This window comes from Fictibacillus sp. Mic-4 (assembly GCF_049843615.1).
Lineage (GTDB): Bacteria > Bacillota > Bacilli > Bacillales > Fictibacillaceae > Fictibacillus_A > Fictibacillus_A gelatini.
Map to the genome: position 1 here is coordinate 335,603 of NZ_JBBHZM010000001.1, position 17,301 is coordinate 352,903.

Consider the following 17,301-nt stretch of genomic DNA (forward strand, 5'->3'; position numbering starts at 1 on the left):
GAGATGGCAAGAATACTTGATCTTCAATATTTTTCACAGGAGAAAACGGAAAGAGCTACCCCGAAAAAGCGGCAAGAATCAAGAAAAAAAGGGCAAGTGGCAAAAAGCGCCGACGTCAATACGGCTATAACATTGTTTGTTACGTTTTTGTGTTTATCATTTATGGCAAATAAAATGGGGACTGAGCTTCTCGCACTTTTAATAAACGGTTTACAGAATGGGTTATTAACCGAATTAACCGAAGAAAGTGTTCAAAAGCTTTTCGTGAATATTGCGATGAAGGCAACATCGATCGTAGCCCCGGTTCTAGGGGTAGCGCTGGCTAGCGGCCTTCTCGCTAACTTTATCCAGGTCGGATTTTTATTTTCATCCGAAGCTATTCAGCTAAAGCTTGACCGCATTAATCCACTGCAAGGATTTAAACGGATCTATTCGATAAGGGCTTTAGTAGAATTGTTTAAATCGTTATTAAAGATTATATTAGTCGGCATCATTACATTCTTTGTGTTATGGAATAACAAAGATCAATTGCTCAGGCTAAGCCATTTGAGCAGCAGCCAATCTTTAGATGTTCTTTCGAGGCTAACATTTCAAATGGGTTTGTACGGATCGGTCCTTCTTATGTTTTTAGCTTTTCTCGATTATTTATATCAGAAATTCGATTTTGAAAAAAATATTCGAATGTCTAAACAAGAAATAAAAGATGAATATAAAAAGTCAGAAGGAGATCCGAAAATTAAATCCAAAATTAAAGAAAAGCAGCGGCAAATGGCAATGAGGCGAATGATGCAAGAACTGCCGCAGGCGGATGTGATCATTACGAATCCGACCCATTATGCGATTGCATTAAAATATGATGAAACAAAAGCCGATGCACCGATTGTCATTGCAAAAGGAATGGACTATGTGGCTGTAAAAATGAAAGAAATTGCAAAAAAGCATAATGTCGTTGCCGTTGAAAATAAGCCGCTTGCTCGAAGCCTTTACGCCAGAGTAGATATCGGTGGCGTCATACCAGAAGATTTATTTAAGGCTGTAGCCGAAATTTTAGCGTACGTCTATCGATTGAAGAAAAAGTATTAGTTGAAACAACAGGCGAGGAGAGGAACAGACTTGAAAGCAAGAGACCTCAGTGTCCTCGTAGGAGTGATATTAATTGTTGCTATGCTTATTATCCCGCTTCCTACGTGGATGCTCGATTTCTTAATCATTGTCAATATAACGCTTGCGTTAATTATCATTTTAATCGCAATGAATACACAAGAACCTTTGCAATTTTCCATCTTTCCATCGTTGCTGTTGCTTGTGACATTATTCCGGCTTGGATTAAATGTTTCTACAACACGGTCGATCCTTGGCCAGGGAAAGGCCGGAAATGTTGTCCATACCTTTGGAGAATTTGTTGTTGGGGGCAATATTCTCGTCGGCATTGTCGTCTTCTTTATTCTCGTTATTATTCAATTTATTGTAATTACAAAAGGGTCTGAACGTGTGTCTGAAGTAGCGGCCCGCTTCACCCTTGACGCGATGCCAGGAAAACAAATGAGCATTGATGCCGATTTAAATGCAGGAATGATTTCGGATAGAGAAGCGAAAATACGACGTGAAAAAATTGAACGAGAAGCTGATTTTTACGGGGCGATGGATGGAGCAAGCAAATTTGTGAAAGGTGATGCCATTGCCGGCATAATTATCGTCCTGATCAATATTTTATTTGGCATTATTATTGGAATGACCCAGATGGGGCTTGGGTTTGCCGAAAGTGCCCATACATTTACCCTTTTAACTGTCGGTGACGGGCTTGTCAGTCAAATTCCTGCACTTATTATTTCAACGGCGACCGGTATTATCGTAACGAGAGCCGCATCAGACGGCAATTTAGGTTATGACGTATCAAAACAAATTTTAGCTTATCCGAAAATGTTGATGGTTGCGGCCGCCACGATTATCGTCCTTGGAATATTTACACCGATTCATGATTTTATCACCCTTACGATCGGTGGGCTCATTGGTCTTGGCGGATTCATGCTTTCGAAGGCGGAAAATGGGAAGAAGGAAATTGAAGAAGAGATGGAAGGTGAGACCCAAACCGGACAATTAAAAAGTCCGGAAAGTGTCGTTAATCTTCTTCAGGTCGATCCGATAGAATTTGAATTTGGATATAGTCTAATTCCCCTTGCTGATACGAACCAGGGCGGGGATTTATTAGACCGGATTATTATGATAAGACGCCAGCTGGCACTTGAACTTGGAATGATTGTCCCGGTGGTCCGAATTCGTGATAATATTCAGCTTTCGCCAAATGAATATCGGATAAAAATCAAGGGAAGCGAAGTGGCAAGAGGTGAATTGCTTCTTGATCATTATCTGGCGATGAGCCCTGGAGTTGAGGACACATCTGTTCAGGGAATTGAAACACTTGAACCCGCATTTGGGCTGCCCGCGCTCTGGATTGGTGAAGAGATGAAAGAACGAGCCGAATTGTCCGGATACACAGTCGTCGATCCGCCATCAGTTGTGTCCACTCATTTAACGGAAGTCATTAAAAAACACGCGCATGAACTGTTAGGCCGCAAGGAAACGAAGCAGTTAATCGATCATTTAAAAGAAACGAATACAACGTTAGTTGAAGAAGTGACCCCGGATCCATTGTCGACCGGAGAAATTCAAAAAGTACTAGCCAAATTACTTAAGGAAAAAATTTCAATTCGGAATTTGCCGGTTATATTTGAGACGCTTGCCGACTTTGGGCGAATGACTAAGGATACCGATTTGTTGACCGAATATGTAAGACAATCGCTCTCAAGGCAAATTTCAAGACAATATTCGGTCGAAAACGAACCGCTTAAAGTGATTACGTTGGGAGGTTCAGTCGAGAAGAAAATTGCGGATCATGTCCAGCAAACCGAACATGGAAATTATTTGTCGCTTGATCCTGCCGACTCACAGCTTATTTTTGATTCGATTACGAAAGAGGTTGAGCGTCAGACCGGCTTTGACCACACTCCGGTTATATTGTGTTCTCCAGCAGTCCGAATGTATGTAAGGCAATTGGTAGAAAGGTATATGCCGGACATCGCCATCCTTTCATACAATGAGCTGGAACCCGAACTTGAAGTACAGAGCATTGGGGTGGTGAATATTTAATGAAGGTAAAGAAATACATAGCTCCGTCAATGAACGAGGCGATGAAAACGATTCGTTCTGATCTTGGGAAGGAAGCCATTATTCTTAATTCCAGACAGATTCAAACAGGCGGGTTTTTAGGTTTCTTTAAGAAAACGAGTGTAGAAGTTATTGCCGCTCTTGACCCTGAGCCTATACAAAAGGCATCCAGACCGGGGCAGAAGAACGGATCGCCATCTCCAGAAATGATACGTCACCAACAGGCAAATGAGCATGAAGAATTAACGAAGGAAATACGCCAATTAAAGCAAATGGTGCAAACGATGTCTTTCCATCAAGCGAAAACAAAACACCATGAGTCGATTCAAAAATGGAAAATGTTCTTTGAAGAGCAGGGAGTAAGTTCTTCTCTAATAGAGCAGTTAACTGCGGAAATGGATAAAAAGTGGCAATTGTTGGATGAAGAAGACCGGAAAGCATTTTCCTGGAAAATATGGCTGAATAACAGGCTTAACAGCTTGATCTTAAAAAGCGATTTTGGCGGATTTCATTATGAAGCGAAAATCTTGAATTTAGTCGGGCCGACCGGCGTAGGAAAGACGACAACACTTGCAAAAATTGCAGCAAAAGCTGTTCTTCAAGATGAGAAGAAGGTCGCTTTTATTACGACAGATACCTATCGGATTGCAGCGGTTGAGCAGTTGAAAACATATGCGGATATTTTAAACATTCCGTGTGAAGTCGCTTATTCTACTGAAGATTTTAAGAGGGCGAAAGAAAAGTTTGCTGGCTATGATCTTATTCTTGTCGATTCAGCCGGAAGAAATTTCTTCAATCGATATTATATTGAAGAATTGCAGCGCATCATTCAAATGGATGACAAAATGCAAAATTACCTTGTCCTTTCATTAACGAGCAAGTATGGGGATATGCAAACAATATATGAACAGTTTAAGAAGCTACCAATCCATAAGGTGATTGTGACGAAAAAAGACGAAACGGCAACTTTTGGATCCATTCTCAACTTAATGATCGAACAAAAGGCGAAGCTTGCGTATATAACGAACGGCCAAAATGTGCCGGATGACATGTTTGAAGCAAAGGCTGAAGAATTAATCCATTTGTTTTTAGAGGAAATGAAAAATGATTGATCAAGCAGAAAATTTGCGAAGAAAACTGCAGTCTAAAAACGAGCAAACAAAAGTAATTTCTGTTGTCAGCGGCAAAGGCGGGGTAGGGAAAACTAATTTTTCCATTAATTTTTCTCTTAATCTTGTGAAGCTCGGGAAGAAGGTTTTACTATTCGACCTTGACATTGGAATGGCGAATGTCGATTTACTACTCGGAATGAAAACTAGCTATACGATCGTCGACATATTTGAAAATAGACGCTCCATCCGCGAAATCATCGAAAAAGGGCCATCAGGCTTAGATTATATTGCAGGAGGAAGCGGGTTAACTGAAATTTTCCAACTTGGCGAAAAGCAAAAAGCCTACTTTATATCGCAGCTCGAACATTTAAACCAGGTTTACGATTTCATTATATTCGATTTAGGTGCAGGCATTTCCGAGACGAGCTTACGGTTTATATTATCGAGTAATGAAGCGATCGTCATAACAACACCTGAAATTACTTCTCTTACAGATTCGTATGCGATGATAAAGTATTTAACGTTCAAAAATAGGGATCTCCCCATCCAGACTGTCATCAATCAATGTGAAAATGAACGGGAAGGAAGGGCGGTTGCGAGAAAAATACAAGAAGTATCAAGCCGTTTTCTGAACATGAACGTTAACTGTATCGGCTATTTGCCACATGACGTGGCGGTTCAGCAAGCGGTAAAGGCGCAACAGCCATTTGCTCTTTATTTACCGGGAGCAAAAATTAGTAAATCGTTGGAGCAATTAACAAGATCGTATATAGGAGATGAAAAAAAGCGAACTGCTACCTTCAGTCATTTTATCAACAAGATTAAGTCATTTCTTATAGAAAGGTAGGAGGTTCCGGTGGCAAAAATAAGAGTTCTCGTCGTTGATGATTCAGCCTTTATGCGGAAACTGATCTCTACGATGCTCGCATCAGATGAGCGAATTGAAGTGGTTGGCACGGCGCGGGATGGCGAAGATGCATTGAAAAAAGTGAAAGAGTTAAAGCCGCAATGTTTAACGCTGGATGTTGAAATGCCAATTATGGATGGGCTTCAATGTTTACGCATTCTAATGAAGACGACTCCCCTTCCTGTCATTATGCTAAGCAGCATGACAAAGGCCGGCGCTGATCATACGATTCAAGCCATGGAGCTCGGAGCCATCGATTTTGTTGCCAAGCCGTCCGGATCTATCTCACTGGATATTGAGAAAGTGAAAGCGGAATTAATTGAAAAAGTGGTGCTGGCAGCAAAAGTGAAGTTGAACAGGCGCCCTCAAATAATGAGTCCAATGAAAAAGGTTGAGAGATTTGAGAGGCCACCATGTTCTTTGAAGAAGATCGTCCTTATCGGAACGTCAACTGGTGGACCAAAAGCGTTGCAAGTACTGTTGTCAAAGCTTCCAGAAACTTTAAACGCGCCATTATTAATTGTTCAGCATATGCCTCCGGGGTTTACCCGCTCTTTAGCCGAGCGTTTAAACACATTATCAGAGCTTACGGTGAAAGAAGCTGAGCATGGAGAGAGTATTCAAAACAATGTCGCCTATATTGCCCCCGGGGGGAAGCATATGAAAGTGGCAGAAGATAAAGGCATTCTAAAAATTGAGCTTAGTGAAGATCCCCCGGCATTAGGACATCGGCCGGCTGTAAATGTATTGTTTGACAGTGCCGCTCATCTTACGGGTTTTTCCAAAGTGGCAGTTGTCATGACAGGAATGGGCGTTGATGGGGCCAGTGGCATTATTAACTTGAAAAGACAAAGAAATTGCATAACCATCGCGGAATCAGAAGAATCATCCGTTATCTATGGGATGCCAAAGGCAGCTGTAAAAACCGGAAAAATCGATCACATCGCTCATCTCGAGAATCTTGCATCATGTATTTTAAATAATGTGTAAACAGGAGATGCCGTCATGGAATTGAATCAATATTTAGATGTGTTTATTGAAGAAAGTAAAGAACATTTATTGGCGATCAATAATAATATCATTGCTCTTGAAAAAACGCCGCATGAAATATCAATCGTTAACGAAATATTTCGTTCGGCACATACGTTAAAAGGAATGTCCGCCACGATGGGCTTTGAAGACCTGGCACAACTGACGCATGTCATGGAAAATGTGCTTGATGGAATCAGAAACGAAACAATAGAAGTTTCGTCCAATGTCCTCGATGTATTGTTTTCTTGTTTGGATCATTTGGAAGCAATGGTTTTGGATATAAGCAATGGCGGCGATGGGAAAAGGAATGTTACGGAAACGGTAGCCAGGCTCGCTGCGATCGAAAACGGAGAGGGGGAAGCTGCCCCTATAAATGCAAACAACGATGACAACGGCAGGGAGCAGGAACTCGCGATCGATTCCTTCGAAAAAACAGTCCTTCTTGAATCCATCGACCAGGGATACAATGCATTTTATACAATTATTCGCCTGCGGGATGATTGTATATTGAAAGCCGCTCGTGTGTTTATGGTTTTTGAAGTTCTCGAACAGGTTGGAGAAGTTGTAAAGTCAGTCCCATCTGTAGAGATGCTGGAACAAGAGGAGTTTGAAAGCGAATTTCAAGTAACAGTTATTACAAAAACTTCAAGCGAAGAATTGATCGATCGCATTTTAAGAGTTTCAGAGATTACGAACGTTGATGTTCACCCGATTACGAGGGAGCTTTTAAAGTCTGTGGATGAAGAAACTCCCGGCAGCACTGAAACAAAGGCGAACGAAGAACAACAAGAAGCTAATTTAACAGCGGAAAAAACGGATCATGCGAAAGAAGCAATGTCTGGACAGAAAGGCCAAACTACTGTTACAAGTAAAACGATTCGGGTAAATATCGATCGCCTTGACCAATTAATGAATTTGTTCGAAGAGCTCGTTATTGACCGTGGCAGATTAGAAGATATCGCAAAAGATTTAAGAAACAGTGAATTAAATGAGACGGTCGAACATATGGCGCGAATTTCTTCTGATTTACAAGGGATTATTTTAACAATGCGAATGGTTCCGGTCGAACAAGTATTTAACCGCTTTCCGCGTATGGTGAGAGGGCTTGCGAAAGAGTTGAATAAATCGATTAATCTGGAAATCATCGGTCAAGAGACGGAACTGGACCGTACGGTAATTGATGAAATCGGTGACCCGCTCGTTCATTTGTTGCGCAATTCGATCGATCATGGGATCGAGCTGCCCGATGTTCGCAAAAAGAAAGGAAAGACCGAAGAGGGGACGATTACTTTACGGGCTTATCATAGCGGCAACCACGTTTTTATTGAAATTGAAGATGACGGGGCTGGAATCAATCGTGAAAAAGTGCTGAAAAAAGCGATTGAAAACGGTATTGTGTCAAAGGAAATGTCGCTTTCTATGACGGATAAACAGATCGATGAATTGTTGTTCGCTTCAGGTTTCTCTACTGCGGATCACATCTCTGACATATCCGGTCGCGGAGTAGGTCTTGATGTGGTAAAAAGTAAGATTGAATCGCTTGGCGGTCAAGTAGCGGTTGAATCGACACCTGGCGTTGGAACGGTCTTTTCGATCCAGCTTCCACTCACTTTATCGATCATTCCATCTTTATTAGTGGAAGTGCAGCAAGAAAAATATGCGATTCCACTTTCGTCAATCATCGAAACAGCCGTTATTAAAAAAGAAGAAATTTTATCGGCACATCATCAAAAAGTAATTGATTTTCGAGGGAAAGTTGTCCCGCTCATCTTTTTGAAAGACATTTTCGAAGTTCCTGTTGTTTCTGAAAAAGACCGATTTTACCCGGTTGTCGTCGTTCGAAAAGGGGAGAAAATGGCAGGCCTTGTCGTCGACTCTTTTATCGGGCAACAAGAAATTGTCTTGAAGTCGCTCGGGTCTTATTTAACCTCCGTCTTTGCTATATCGGGCGCGACGATTCTCGGAGATGGCCAGGTTGCTCTAATCATTGATTGTAACGCATTAATACAATAAGAAAAAATTGGTTGCGGGGTGTTAAAAATGAATGAAAAGAAAGTAATTGTTTTCCAATTAAATGATGAGGAATACGGAGTTGATGTCCATCAAGTGAAGTCGATTGAACGAGTTTTGCCCATCACAAGAATTCCGCGAACGCCCGACTTTATTAAAGGTGTCATCAATTTACGGGGGATTGTCACACCAATTCTTAATTTGCGAAGCCGTTTTAATATGGAAGAGATTGAAACGAACGAGAACACAAGAATTATCATTGTTACAGTCGATATGATGGAAGTAGGGCTGATTGTAGACGGAGCGAATGATGTGATTGATATTCCGGTTGACGCCATAGAACCGCCTCCTGAAGTCGTAGGCGGAGTATGTGCCGAATACATTGAGGGAGTAGCCAAACTAGAAAACCGCTTATTAATATTACTGAACTTAGAAAAAGTGCTCAATCAACAAGAGTTGAACCAACTTGAGCAAATAGGAAGCGGATTGTAATGAATTTTGAGCAAAACTTCACATCTTTTCACCTGGATATTTTAAAAGAAGTGGGGAATATCGGGGCCGGAAATGCCGCTACCGCAATGAGCCAGCTTTTAAATAAGCCGATCGAAATGAAAGTTCCTTCTGTCAAAATCGTGAATTTTGAGGAAATCACGGAATTGGTTGGGGGGCCTGAAACGGTTGTATCATCGGTTTTTTTACGAATCGAAGGGGATGCACCCGGCAGCATGTTTTTTATGCTGCCAGTCAAACAGGCTAAAAGGCTGAGCCGCGATCTTATTGGTGAAGAATTGGCAGCAAGGAGTGAACATGCATTTTCTGAACTCGCGATTTCCGCCCTGCAAGAAGCGGGTAATATTTTAGCCGGATCTTACCTTTCGTCGCTTGCGGATTTTACAAAACTGAATGTTGAGCCGTCCCCTCCTGCCTTAAGCATCGACATGGCCGGCGCAATATTAAGTTTTGGTCTGCTTGAACTATCCCGGGCTGGCGATCATGCGATTGTTATCAACACGACGTTTATCGATCAATCAGAACACTTAGCGCATGAAATTCAAGGCTATTTCTTCTTGTTACCGGACCCGGACTCATTTAAGAAAATATTCCAGGCGTTAGGGGTTCCACTGGATGAATGATGTAATAAAAGTAGGAATAGCCGATATGAATATTGCAAAAGCTCCACAGCTTATAAGGACGACCGGTTTAGGATCATGTGTAGGCGTCGTCCTGTTTGACGAACGAAAGCAAATTTCAGGAATGGCACATGTCATGTTGCCGAATTCCGAATTAACGAGAGTCAAGCCGATCAATAAAGCAAAATATGCGGATACTGCCATACCGCTATTGCTCGAAAATCTTATAAAATGGGGAGCTGGCGCACATGAGGTGAAGGCGAAAATTGCAGGCGGTTCACAAATGTTTCAGTTCGCAGGGGGAAATGAAATGATGAGGGTAGGTCCGCGCAATGTAGAAGCTGTCAAAAAAGAGCTTGACCGTCTGCACATCCGCCTTGTTGCCGAAGATACGGGCGGGAATAAAGGAAGAACAATTGAATTTAATCCACAAACGGCGGAATTATCCATAAAAACAATTGATATGGGGATATATGTAATTTAAATCGATGAATTGATACGTATTCATTTAAAATGATAACAATTTAAGATGACACGAAAAAACACTAGAGTTTCGTGCTTCTAAGTAAATTGTAACAGGGGGAGTAGAGATGGCTACATCAACTTCCGTCTCAGTTGAACAGGAATTATGGGAAAAATGGAATGCAACTCGTGACAGGGAAATCGGGGAAGCGATTCTCAGAATGTATTTGCCGCTAGTACAATATCATGTCCAGAGAATCGCTACAGGATTACCAAAAAATATTAATAAAGATGAATTAAATAGCCTTGGGATGCTCGGTTTATATGATGCCCTTGAAAAATTCGATCTAGAAAGGGATTTGAAATTTGATACATATGCTTCGTTTCGAATAAGAGGCGCAATTCTAGATGGTCTTCGAAGAGAAGATTGGCTACCAAGATCTCTCAGGGAAAAAACAAAAAAAATTGAAGCGGCGATCGAAAAATTAGAGCAAAGGAATTTGCGGACCGTAACAGCAGACGAAGTGGCAAAAGAAGTAGGGCTTACTGAAGAAGAAGTAACGAGCGTCTTATCGGAAAGCTTTTTTGCCAACGTCCTCTCAATCGATGATGAAAATCGTGAAAATGAAAATAAAGAAAAAGCGGGATTCGCTATAGAGGATAAAAAGGTGCAGAGTCCTGAATCGAAGCTAATCGAGTCAGAACTTTATTCGGAACTTGCATCTATCATCAGTGAATTAAGCGAAAAAGAACAGCTCGTTATTAGCTTGTTCTATTACGAAGAATTAACGTTAACGGAAATCGGACAAGTTTTAGGTTTGTCGACATCTAGGATTTCACAAATTCATTCAAAAGCGTTATTCCGACTAAGGCAGGTTCTAAAACGCTATTTGTAAGAAGAGATAACTTTAAGGGGATCATACAATGCTCGTTTTTTTAGTCGTTATCTGTTTTGTTTTAAACCTTCTATCATTTTATTGTATCGTCATTCTCTGGCAAAAAATGAATCGCGGTGCGAGCCGCCTTGAGGAGGATGAGAGATTTAAAAATGAAATCGAGGATCTACTTTTAGCTTATACCATCCAGATGAAAGAAGAAAATGAAGCGCTTTATAAAGCGCTTCAAGAACATTTTGAGCATGCCCATGAGAAACGAGAACGAAATGAAAATCAAGTAGATCAGAAAGTTGATCTTCGGGAAGAATACGAAGATGTTATGAAGCTTGCCGAAAAAGGGTATAATGCAACTGAAATCGCAAAAAAACTGAATAAAGGTAAAGGTGAAGTAGAATTATTATTAAAATTTTACCGATAACTCTTAAAAGCTCTTGCGATAAAAGATACCCATATGGTATATTTACTTTTGGTGTTAATCACACACGTTCGCTGATTTAATCAGGTGGTGCTGTTTACATGCAGTCCCGGTTAAAAATGAGGCGTTCGGAGGAAAAAAAACCATAGGAGGTGCCATTATGGCAGTTATTTCAATGAAACAATTGTTGGAAGCCGGCGTACACTTCGGACATCAAACTCGTCGCTGGAATCCAAAAATGGCTCGTTACATTTTTACTGAACGTAACGGGATCTACATTATCGACCTTCAAAAAACAGTGAAAAAGGTTGAAGAATGTTACAACGTGATGAGAGACATCGCGGCAAACGGCGGTAAAGTTCTTTTCGTCGGAACGAAAAAACAAGCACAGGATTCTGTTAAGGAAGAAGCTGAACGCAGTGGAATGTACTACATTAACCAACGCTGGTTAGGTGGAACATTAACAAACTTCGGTACGATCAGAAAGCGTATCAACCGTTTAAAAGAACTTGAAAGAATGCAAGAAGATGGTACATTTGAAGTTCTTCCTAAGAAAGAAGTCATTCTTCTTAAAAAAGAAATGGAACGTCTTGAAAAATTCCTTGGCGGTATAAAGGAAATGGACAAACTACCTGACGCTTTATTCGTGGTAGACCCTCGCAAAGAGCGCATTGCGGTTGCAGAAGCTCGTAAGCTGAACATCCCGATCATTGCAATTGTGGACACAAACTGCGATCCGGATGAAGTAGACTACTTAATTCCTGGTAACGATGATGCGATTCGTGCGGTTAAACTTCTTACTGGAAAAATGGCGGATGCAATCATGGAATCTAACCAGGGGACAGATGCACCTGAAGAGCTAAACGACGAAGAAACATCTGCATAATAAGTAAACAATTAAGGGTGATAGAGGGGAAAACCCTTTATCACCTTTTTAACTGTTACATAATTTATAAGGAGGAAAAAAACTAATGGCCATTACAGCACAAATGGTAAAAGAACTGCGTGAAAAAACGGGCGCAGGCATGATGGATTGCAAAAAGGCATTAACTGAAATGAACGGAGATATGGATAAGGCGATTGATTACCTTCGTGAAAAAGGAATCGCTAAAGCTGCGAAAAAAGCGGACCGCATTGCGGCTGAAGGACTTACTTCCGTCATCGTTGAAGGAAATAAAGCGGTTATTCTCGAAGTGAACTCCGAAACAGACTTCGTAGCAAAAAACGAAGGCTTCAAAGAATTGATTTCAGTTTTAGCGAAGCATTTATTAGAAACTTCTCCTTCATCTTTAGAAGAAGCGTTAAGCTCTGAAATTAAAGCTGAAGGCGTTTCTGTAACGGATTATATTAACAATGCGATTGCTAAAATCGGAGAGAAAATTTCTCTTCGCCGCTTTGAAATCATCGAAAAAGGTGACAATAGCGTATTTGGAACATATTTGCACATGGGTGGACGCATCGGTGTCGTTACTGTTCTTGAAGGAACAAGCGACGAAGCTTTGGCGAAAGACATCGCCATGCATGTAGCTGCTGTAAATCCTAAATATATTTCCCGTGATCAAGTGAGCGAGGAAGAAGTAGCCCACGAACGTGAAGTATTGAAGCAACAAGCATTAAATGAAGGCAAACCGGAGAATATCGTTGAAAAAATGGTCGAAGGCCGTCTTGGAAAATTCTTTGAAGAAATTTGCTTAAACGACCAATCTTTCGTTAAAGATCCGGATCAAAAAGTAGGTAAATACGTAAGCTCAAAAGGTGCTGTCGTAAAATCATTTGTCCGCTATGAAGTCGGCGAAGGCATGGAAAAACGCGAAGAAAACTTCGCTGAAGAAGTAATGTCTCAAGTTAAAAATAAATAATCGTAAGTGTTGGTCAGGGGGCACGGTGTGTTCCCTCTTTTTACAGTAGTAATGGAACAAAAAAGGTGATGTGCGGAGGGAATTTATGGAGACATCAAAATACAAACGAGTTGTCCTTAAACTAAGCGGAGAAGCATTAGCAGGCAAACAAGGAATCGGAATTGACCCGAGTGTGATTCAATCGATTGCCGGACAAATTAAAGATATTGTTGATCTTGATGTGGAAGTTGCCGTCGTCGTTGGCGGAGGCAATTTGTGGAGAGGCAAAACAGGAAGCGAGATGGGCATGGATCGTGCTTCTGCTGATTATATGGGTATGCTCGCCACAGTAATGAATTCCCTTGCTCTTCAAGATAGTTTAGAGAATATTGGTGTGCAAACGAGAGTACAGACATCTATTGAAATGCGTCAAGTAGCAGAGCCTTACATTCGTCGAAAAGCCATTCGTCACCTTGAGAAAAAACGTGTCGTTATTTTTGCTGCCGGAACAGGCAATCCTTACTTTTCAACCGATACGACGGCAGCCCTCAGAGCTGCCGAAATTGAAGCGGAAGTTATTTTAATGGCGAAAAATAATGTGGATGGCGTGTATTCCGCAGATCCTACCATTGATCAAACCGCTGTAAAATATAATCATTTATCCTATTTGGATCTTCTAAAAGAAGGTCTTGCAGTCATGGACACAACTGCTTCTTCTTTATGTATGGATAATGATATCCCACTCATTGTTTTTTCAATCATGGAAGAAGGAAACATTAAACGGGCCATTCTGGGCGAAGAAATCGGTACGATTATAAGGGGGAGAAACTAATGGGCAAGCAAGTATTGTCAAATGCTGAGGATAAAATGAAAAAAGGGATTAGCGCCTTCCAACGTGAACTTGCAACAATAAGAGCTGGACGTGCCAATCCTTCTTTGCTCGATCGAATTCAAGTCGATTACTACGGTGCACCGACACCTATCAATCAGTTAGCCGGAATTACTGTTCCTGAAGCACGTTTGCTCGTTATTCAACCATATGATAAATCCGCATTAGCTGATATTGAAAAAGCCATTCAAAAATCGGATCTTGGGCTTACTCCTTCTAACGATGGTCAGGTCATCCGAATTACGATTCCTCCTCTAACGGAAGAAAGAAGAAAAGAACTTGTTAAATTGGTTAAAAAGTTTGCTGAAGAAGCCAAGGTGGCACTCAGGAACGTCCGCCGCGAAGCAAACGATGAGCTTAAAAAGCTGGAGAAGGAGTCAGAAATTACGGAAGATGAGCTTCGTCGTTACAACGATGATGTTCAAAAGCTGACGGACAAATACATTTCAGAAGTTGATTCGATTGCGGGTGCGAAAGAGAAAGAAATCATGGAAGTATAATCGATTTCGATGTAAAATAAAATAAAAAAAGCCCTCTTTTTACAGGGGGTTTTTTTTGCACTATTATAGTAATTAACATGAAGACGATCGAAAGCTGCATTTGAATCAAGTCTGTAATAATTGGGGGCTTTGCCATGCTTGGCAGAATGACTTTCTGGAAAAAAGAGAATAAAGATGACGTTGAATTAAAAGAAAATCACATTCCGAGGCATGTTGCCATTATAATGGATGGAAACGGCCGATGGGCGAAAAAAAGAGGGCTGCCTCGTATCGCCGGACATCATGAGGGAATGAAAGTCGTGAAAAAAATTGTAATGGAAGCAAATCGAATCGGGGTAAAGGTGCTGACTTTATACGCATTTTCAACGGAAAACTGGAAGCGACCTCGTGATGAAGTGAACTTTTTAATGAAGTTGCCGGGAGAATTTTTAAATAGCTATTTACCGGAATTAATTGAAGAAAATGTTCAAGTAAGAATTATGGGAAACAAAGATGTTCTGCCGGAACACACGGTAAATGCCGTCAATGAAGCGATTGAGCGAACGAAATATAATGATGGTCTCGTTTTAAATTTCGCTTTAAATTACGGCAGCAGAAATGAGATTACAGAAGCGGTAAAAAAAATTATCGGAGACGTTCAAAGCGGCAAAATAACGAGTAGTATCATTAATGAAGAATTTATTAATCAATATTTAATGAGTGCTGATTTGCCCGATCCAGATCTGTTGATTCGGACAAGCGGAGAAGTAAGATTAAGCAATTTCATGTTATGGCAGCTTGCTTATAGCGAATTCTGGTTTACGGATGTATTATGGCCGGATTTTAAAGGCGAGCATCTTATACAGGCCATTTATGATTATCAACATCGAGGACGACGTTACGGCGGGGTCTGACGGTTTTTAGCTATCCTAAAGAAAAGGATGGCTTAAAGGAGGATTTATGAAAGAGCGGATTATTACTGGCCTTATTGCGGCAGTTCTATTTATAGCTGTTATTATCTATGGTAAGCTTCCATTTACAATTGTCGTTATGCTGCTAGCTGCAGTTGGTATTTATGAGTTGTTAAAAATGAAAGGAATCCCTCATCTCTCCGTTCAGGGGGCTATCGCATTTTTGCTAACGATACTCATCGCTATGCCGAACCATTGGGTGCATGAATTATTCGGATTTTCGTTCGAAAAAAGCGATGGGGTAGTTCTTGCGGTTTTGCTAGTCCTTTTTGCAACGGTGATTACGAAAAATCAGTTTACCTTTGATGATGCGGGTTTTATTGTTTTATCGGCATTGTATGTGGGGTATGGGTTTTATTACATCAATGCGACACGTATGTTAGAAGGCGGCATGCATATCTTATTTTTTGTATTATTTATGATCTGGGCGACTGATTCAGGTGCTTATTTTGTTGGTAAAGCAATCGGGAAACGGAAATTGTGGCCAATGATCAGCCCGAATAAAACAATTGAAGGCTCTCTTGGCGGGATTATTAGCAGCATCGTTGTCGGAACGATTTTCAATATACTCGGATTTGTTGACTATTCCTATCTATCTGTTATTTTAATGGCTATTTTAGTCGCCGTTTTTGGACAAATAGGAGACCTTTGCGAATCCGCTTTTAAACGGGTATACGGTGTAAAAGATTCAGGAAATATACTGCCGGGCCATGGCGGGATATTAGATCGTTGTGACAGCTGGCTATTTGCTTTCCCGATTTTGCATATTTTTCATTTACTTTCATAACCGTTAGACTAAAAATGTAAAACGATGAATAAGTTGGACTTAAAAGGAGTTTTTTATGAAAAAAATCAGTATTCTTGGCAGCACCGGGTCGATTGGGACACAAACGTTAGAAGTGATCGCCGCACACCCGGAAGAATTCCAATTAGCAGCGGTTTCTTTTGGTAAAAATATTGAATTAGGGAAGCGCATTATTGCTAAATTTCAACCGCAGCTCGTAAGTGTGCAAAATAAAGAGGATGCCGAGAAATTAAGGACAGAACTGCCATCAAGCATTACAATTGTTCACGGTGAGGAAGGGCTAATTGAAGTTGCGGCATATAGCGACTCGGATGTTCTTGTCAATGCCGTTATGGGAAGCGTCGGACTTGTGCCGACATTAAAAGCGATCGAAGCGGGAAAGAGAATTGCCCTGGCTAATAAAGAAACACTTGTTACTGCAGGGCATATCGTGATGGAGCATGTAGAAAAGTATGGCGTGCAGATGTTGCCCGTCGATAGTGAACATTCAGCGTTGTTTCAATGTTTAAATGGAGAAAGAAAGAGTGAAATATCACGGCTCATTATTACTGCTTCAGGCGGAAGCTTCCGTGACCTGACACGAAAAGAGCTGAAGGATGTTACAGTTGAAGATGCCCTAAAGCATCCGAACTGGGCAATGGGGGCAAAAATCACAATCGATTCGGCAACGATGATGAATAAAGGATTAGAAGTGATTGAGGCGCATTGGTTGTTTAATATCCCATATTCTCAAATTGACGTACTTTTACATAAAGAAAGCATTATCCATTCAATGATTGAGTTTATTGATGGAAGCACTATTGCCCATCTTGGAAATCCAGATATGAAAGTGCCGATTCAGTACGCATTATCCTATCCTTTAAGACTTGAACAACATGAGGTAAAAAGGTTAAACTTATGGGAAGCAGGAAAGCTTCATTTTGAAAAGCTAAGCTTTGAACGGTTTAAATGTTTAAAATTGGCTTATGAAGCGGGACGAATTGGTGGAACGATGACTACAGTTTTGAATGCGGCCAATGAAATCGCCGTACGTCTTTTTCTTGAGAGAAAAATCGCGTTTTTAACCATTGATGATCTCATTGAAGAAGCATTGAATCAACATGAAGTCATTCAGTCTCCATCGCTTGAAGAAATTCAGCATGTTGATAAAGAAACCCGGAAGTTAATACTGTCACTAGTAAATTAAAGGT

General features: G+C 40.9%; 18 protein-coding genes. All 18 read left to right on the forward strand.

What is annotated here, in order from left to right:
• Positions 1 to 3 precede the first annotated feature (3 nt).
• The 18 genes from flhB to dxr all read left to right on the forward strand — a co-directional run bounded on the left by flhB (position 4) and on the right by dxr (position 17,297).
• Positions 4 to 1,083 carry a flagellar biosynthesis protein FlhB gene (flhB, locus tag WD019_RS01735; RefSeq protein WP_026675860.1) on the forward strand — a complete coding sequence of 360 codons (1,080 nt, stop codon included), beginning with the start codon at positions 4 to 6 and terminating at the stop codon, positions 1,081 to 1,083.
• Between the two features lie 30 nt (positions 1,084 to 1,113).
• Positions 1,114 to 3,147, forward strand: coding sequence for a flagellar biosynthesis protein FlhA (gene flhA / locus WD019_RS01740; RefSeq protein WP_425710453.1), 2,034 nt, complete (start codon positions 1,114 to 1,116; stop codon positions 3,145 to 3,147).
• Positions 3,147 to 4,277, forward strand: coding sequence for a flagellar biosynthesis protein FlhF (gene flhF / locus WD019_RS01745; protein WP_425710454.1), 1,131 nt, complete (start codon positions 3,147 to 3,149; stop codon positions 4,275 to 4,277). Before flhA ends, flhF begins: the two co-directional genes overlap by 1 nt.
• Positions 4,270 to 5,124, forward strand: a complete 855-nt coding sequence (locus WD019_RS01750) for a MinD/ParA family protein (protein ID WP_425710455.1) — start codon at positions 4,270 to 4,272, stop codon at positions 5,122 to 5,124. Before flhF ends, WD019_RS01750 begins: the two co-directional genes overlap by 8 nt.
• A gap of 9 nt (positions 5,125 to 5,133) precedes the next feature.
• Positions 5,134 to 6,174: a protein-glutamate methylesterase/protein-glutamine glutaminase gene (locus tag WD019_RS01755; protein ID WP_026675856.1), complete on the forward strand. Its 1,041-nt coding sequence runs from the start codon at positions 5,134 to 5,136 to the stop codon at positions 6,172 to 6,174.
• 15 nt (positions 6,175 to 6,189) lie between these two features.
• Entirely contained in the window at positions 6,190 to 8,229 is a 2,040-nt protein-coding gene (locus tag WD019_RS01760; RefSeq protein ID WP_425710456.1) for a chemotaxis protein CheW, read from the forward strand.
• 27 nt (positions 8,230 to 8,256) lie between these two features.
• Positions 8,257 to 8,718 carry a chemotaxis protein CheW gene (locus tag WD019_RS01765; protein ID WP_026675854.1) on the forward strand — a complete coding sequence of 154 codons (462 nt, stop codon included), beginning with the start codon at positions 8,257 to 8,259 and terminating at the stop codon, positions 8,716 to 8,718.
• Positions 8,718 to 9,359 carry a chemotaxis protein CheC gene (locus WD019_RS01770; RefSeq protein ID WP_425710457.1) on the forward strand — a complete coding sequence of 214 codons (642 nt, stop codon included), beginning with the start codon at positions 8,718 to 8,720 and terminating at the stop codon, positions 9,357 to 9,359. Before WD019_RS01765 ends, WD019_RS01770 begins: the two co-directional genes overlap by 1 nt.
• Positions 9,352 to 9,840 carry a chemotaxis protein CheD gene (locus WD019_RS01775; RefSeq protein WP_026675852.1) on the forward strand — a complete coding sequence of 163 codons (489 nt, stop codon included), beginning with the start codon at positions 9,352 to 9,354 and terminating at the stop codon, positions 9,838 to 9,840. Before WD019_RS01770 ends, WD019_RS01775 begins: the two co-directional genes overlap by 8 nt.
• Before the next feature lie 106 nt (positions 9,841 to 9,946).
• Positions 9,947 to 10,714, forward strand: coding sequence for a FliA/WhiG family RNA polymerase sigma factor (locus WD019_RS01780; protein ID WP_425710458.1), 768 nt, complete (start codon positions 9,947 to 9,949; stop codon positions 10,712 to 10,714).
• A gap of 28 nt (positions 10,715 to 10,742) precedes the next feature.
• Positions 10,743 to 11,132 carry a DUF6115 domain-containing protein gene (locus WD019_RS01785; RefSeq protein ID WP_026675850.1) on the forward strand — a complete coding sequence of 130 codons (390 nt, stop codon included), beginning with the start codon at positions 10,743 to 10,745 and terminating at the stop codon, positions 11,130 to 11,132.
• 157 nt (positions 11,133 to 11,289) lie between these two features.
• A complete protein-coding gene (gene rpsB, locus WD019_RS01790) occupies positions 11,290 to 12,015 on the forward strand; it encodes a 30S ribosomal protein S2 (RefSeq protein WP_026675849.1) in 726 nt (241 codons plus the stop codon).
• An 85-nt stretch (positions 12,016 to 12,100) separates the two neighbouring features.
• Positions 12,101 to 12,988, forward strand: a complete 888-nt coding sequence (gene tsf / locus WD019_RS01795; protein ID WP_026675848.1) for a translation elongation factor Ts — start codon at positions 12,101 to 12,103, stop codon at positions 12,986 to 12,988.
• Positions 12,989 to 13,073: 85 nt separating this feature from the next.
• Complete coding sequence (gene pyrH / locus WD019_RS01800; RefSeq protein ID WP_026675847.1) at positions 13,074 to 13,799, forward strand: UMP kinase; 726 nt, start codon at positions 13,074 to 13,076, stop codon at positions 13,797 to 13,799.
• Positions 13,799 to 14,356 carry a ribosome recycling factor gene (gene frr / locus WD019_RS01805; protein WP_026675846.1) on the forward strand — a complete coding sequence of 186 codons (558 nt, stop codon included), beginning with the start codon at positions 13,799 to 13,801 and terminating at the stop codon, positions 14,354 to 14,356. Before pyrH ends, frr begins: the two co-directional genes overlap by 1 nt.
• A gap of 134 nt (positions 14,357 to 14,490) precedes the next feature.
• Positions 14,491 to 15,249, forward strand: coding sequence for an isoprenyl transferase (locus tag WD019_RS01810; RefSeq protein WP_026675845.1), 759 nt, complete (start codon positions 14,491 to 14,493; stop codon positions 15,247 to 15,249).
• 46 nt (positions 15,250 to 15,295) lie between these two features.
• A complete protein-coding gene (locus WD019_RS01815) occupies positions 15,296 to 16,093 on the forward strand; it encodes a phosphatidate cytidylyltransferase (protein WP_026675844.1) in 798 nt (265 codons plus the stop codon).
• A 55-nt stretch (positions 16,094 to 16,148) separates the two neighbouring features.
• Positions 16,149 to 17,297 (forward strand): 1-deoxy-D-xylulose-5-phosphate reductoisomerase, encoded by a 1,149-nt coding sequence (gene dxr / locus WD019_RS01820; protein WP_026675843.1) that lies wholly within the window; start codon positions 16,149 to 16,151, stop codon positions 17,295 to 17,297.
• The last annotated feature ends 4 nt before the right edge of the window (positions 17,298 to 17,301 follow it).

What these genes read in the sequence shown, in the direction of transcription:
- flhB (WP_026675860.1), top strand. Translation starts at nt 4, where the DNA reads ATGGCAAGAATACTTGATCTTCAATATTTTTCACAGGAGAAAACGGAA.
- frr (WP_026675846.1), top strand. Translation starts at nt 13,799, where the DNA reads ATGGGCAAGCAAGTATTGTCAAATGCTGAGGATAAAATGAAAAAAGGG.
- WD019_RS01770 (WP_425710457.1), top strand. Translation starts at nt 8,718, where the DNA reads ATGAATTTTGAGCAAAACTTCACATCTTTTCACCTGGATATTTTAAAA.
- pyrH (WP_026675847.1), top strand. Translation starts at nt 13,074, where the DNA reads ATGGAGACATCAAAATACAAACGAGTTGTCCTTAAACTAAGCGGAGAA.
- WD019_RS01750 (WP_425710455.1), top strand. Translation starts at nt 4,270, where the DNA reads ATGATTGATCAAGCAGAAAATTTGCGAAGAAAACTGCAGTCTAAAAAC.
- WD019_RS01765 (WP_026675854.1), top strand. Translation starts at nt 8,257, where the DNA reads ATGAATGAAAAGAAAGTAATTGTTTTCCAATTAAATGATGAGGAATAC.
- WD019_RS01780 (WP_425710458.1), top strand. Translation starts at nt 9,947, where the DNA reads ATGGCTACATCAACTTCCGTCTCAGTTGAACAGGAATTATGGGAAAAA.
- WD019_RS01785 (WP_026675850.1), top strand. Translation starts at nt 10,743, where the DNA reads ATGCTCGTTTTTTTAGTCGTTATCTGTTTTGTTTTAAACCTTCTATCA.
- dxr (WP_026675843.1), top strand. Translation starts at nt 16,149, where the DNA reads ATGAAAAAAATCAGTATTCTTGGCAGCACCGGGTCGATTGGGACACAA.
- flhF (WP_425710454.1), top strand. Translation starts at nt 3,147, where the DNA reads ATGAAGGTAAAGAAATACATAGCTCCGTCAATGAACGAGGCGATGAAA.
- WD019_RS01815 (WP_026675844.1), top strand. Translation starts at nt 15,296, where the DNA reads ATGAAAGAGCGGATTATTACTGGCCTTATTGCGGCAGTTCTATTTATA.
- tsf (WP_026675848.1), top strand. Translation starts at nt 12,101, where the DNA reads ATGGCCATTACAGCACAAATGGTAAAAGAACTGCGTGAAAAAACGGGC.
- rpsB (WP_026675849.1), top strand. Translation starts at nt 11,290, where the DNA reads ATGGCAGTTATTTCAATGAAACAATTGTTGGAAGCCGGCGTACACTTC.
- WD019_RS01775 (WP_026675852.1), top strand. Translation starts at nt 9,352, where the DNA reads ATGAATGATGTAATAAAAGTAGGAATAGCCGATATGAATATTGCAAAA.
- WD019_RS01760 (WP_425710456.1), top strand. Translation starts at nt 6,190, where the DNA reads ATGGAATTGAATCAATATTTAGATGTGTTTATTGAAGAAAGTAAAGAA.
- WD019_RS01810 (WP_026675845.1), top strand. Translation starts at nt 14,491, where the DNA reads ATGCTTGGCAGAATGACTTTCTGGAAAAAAGAGAATAAAGATGACGTT.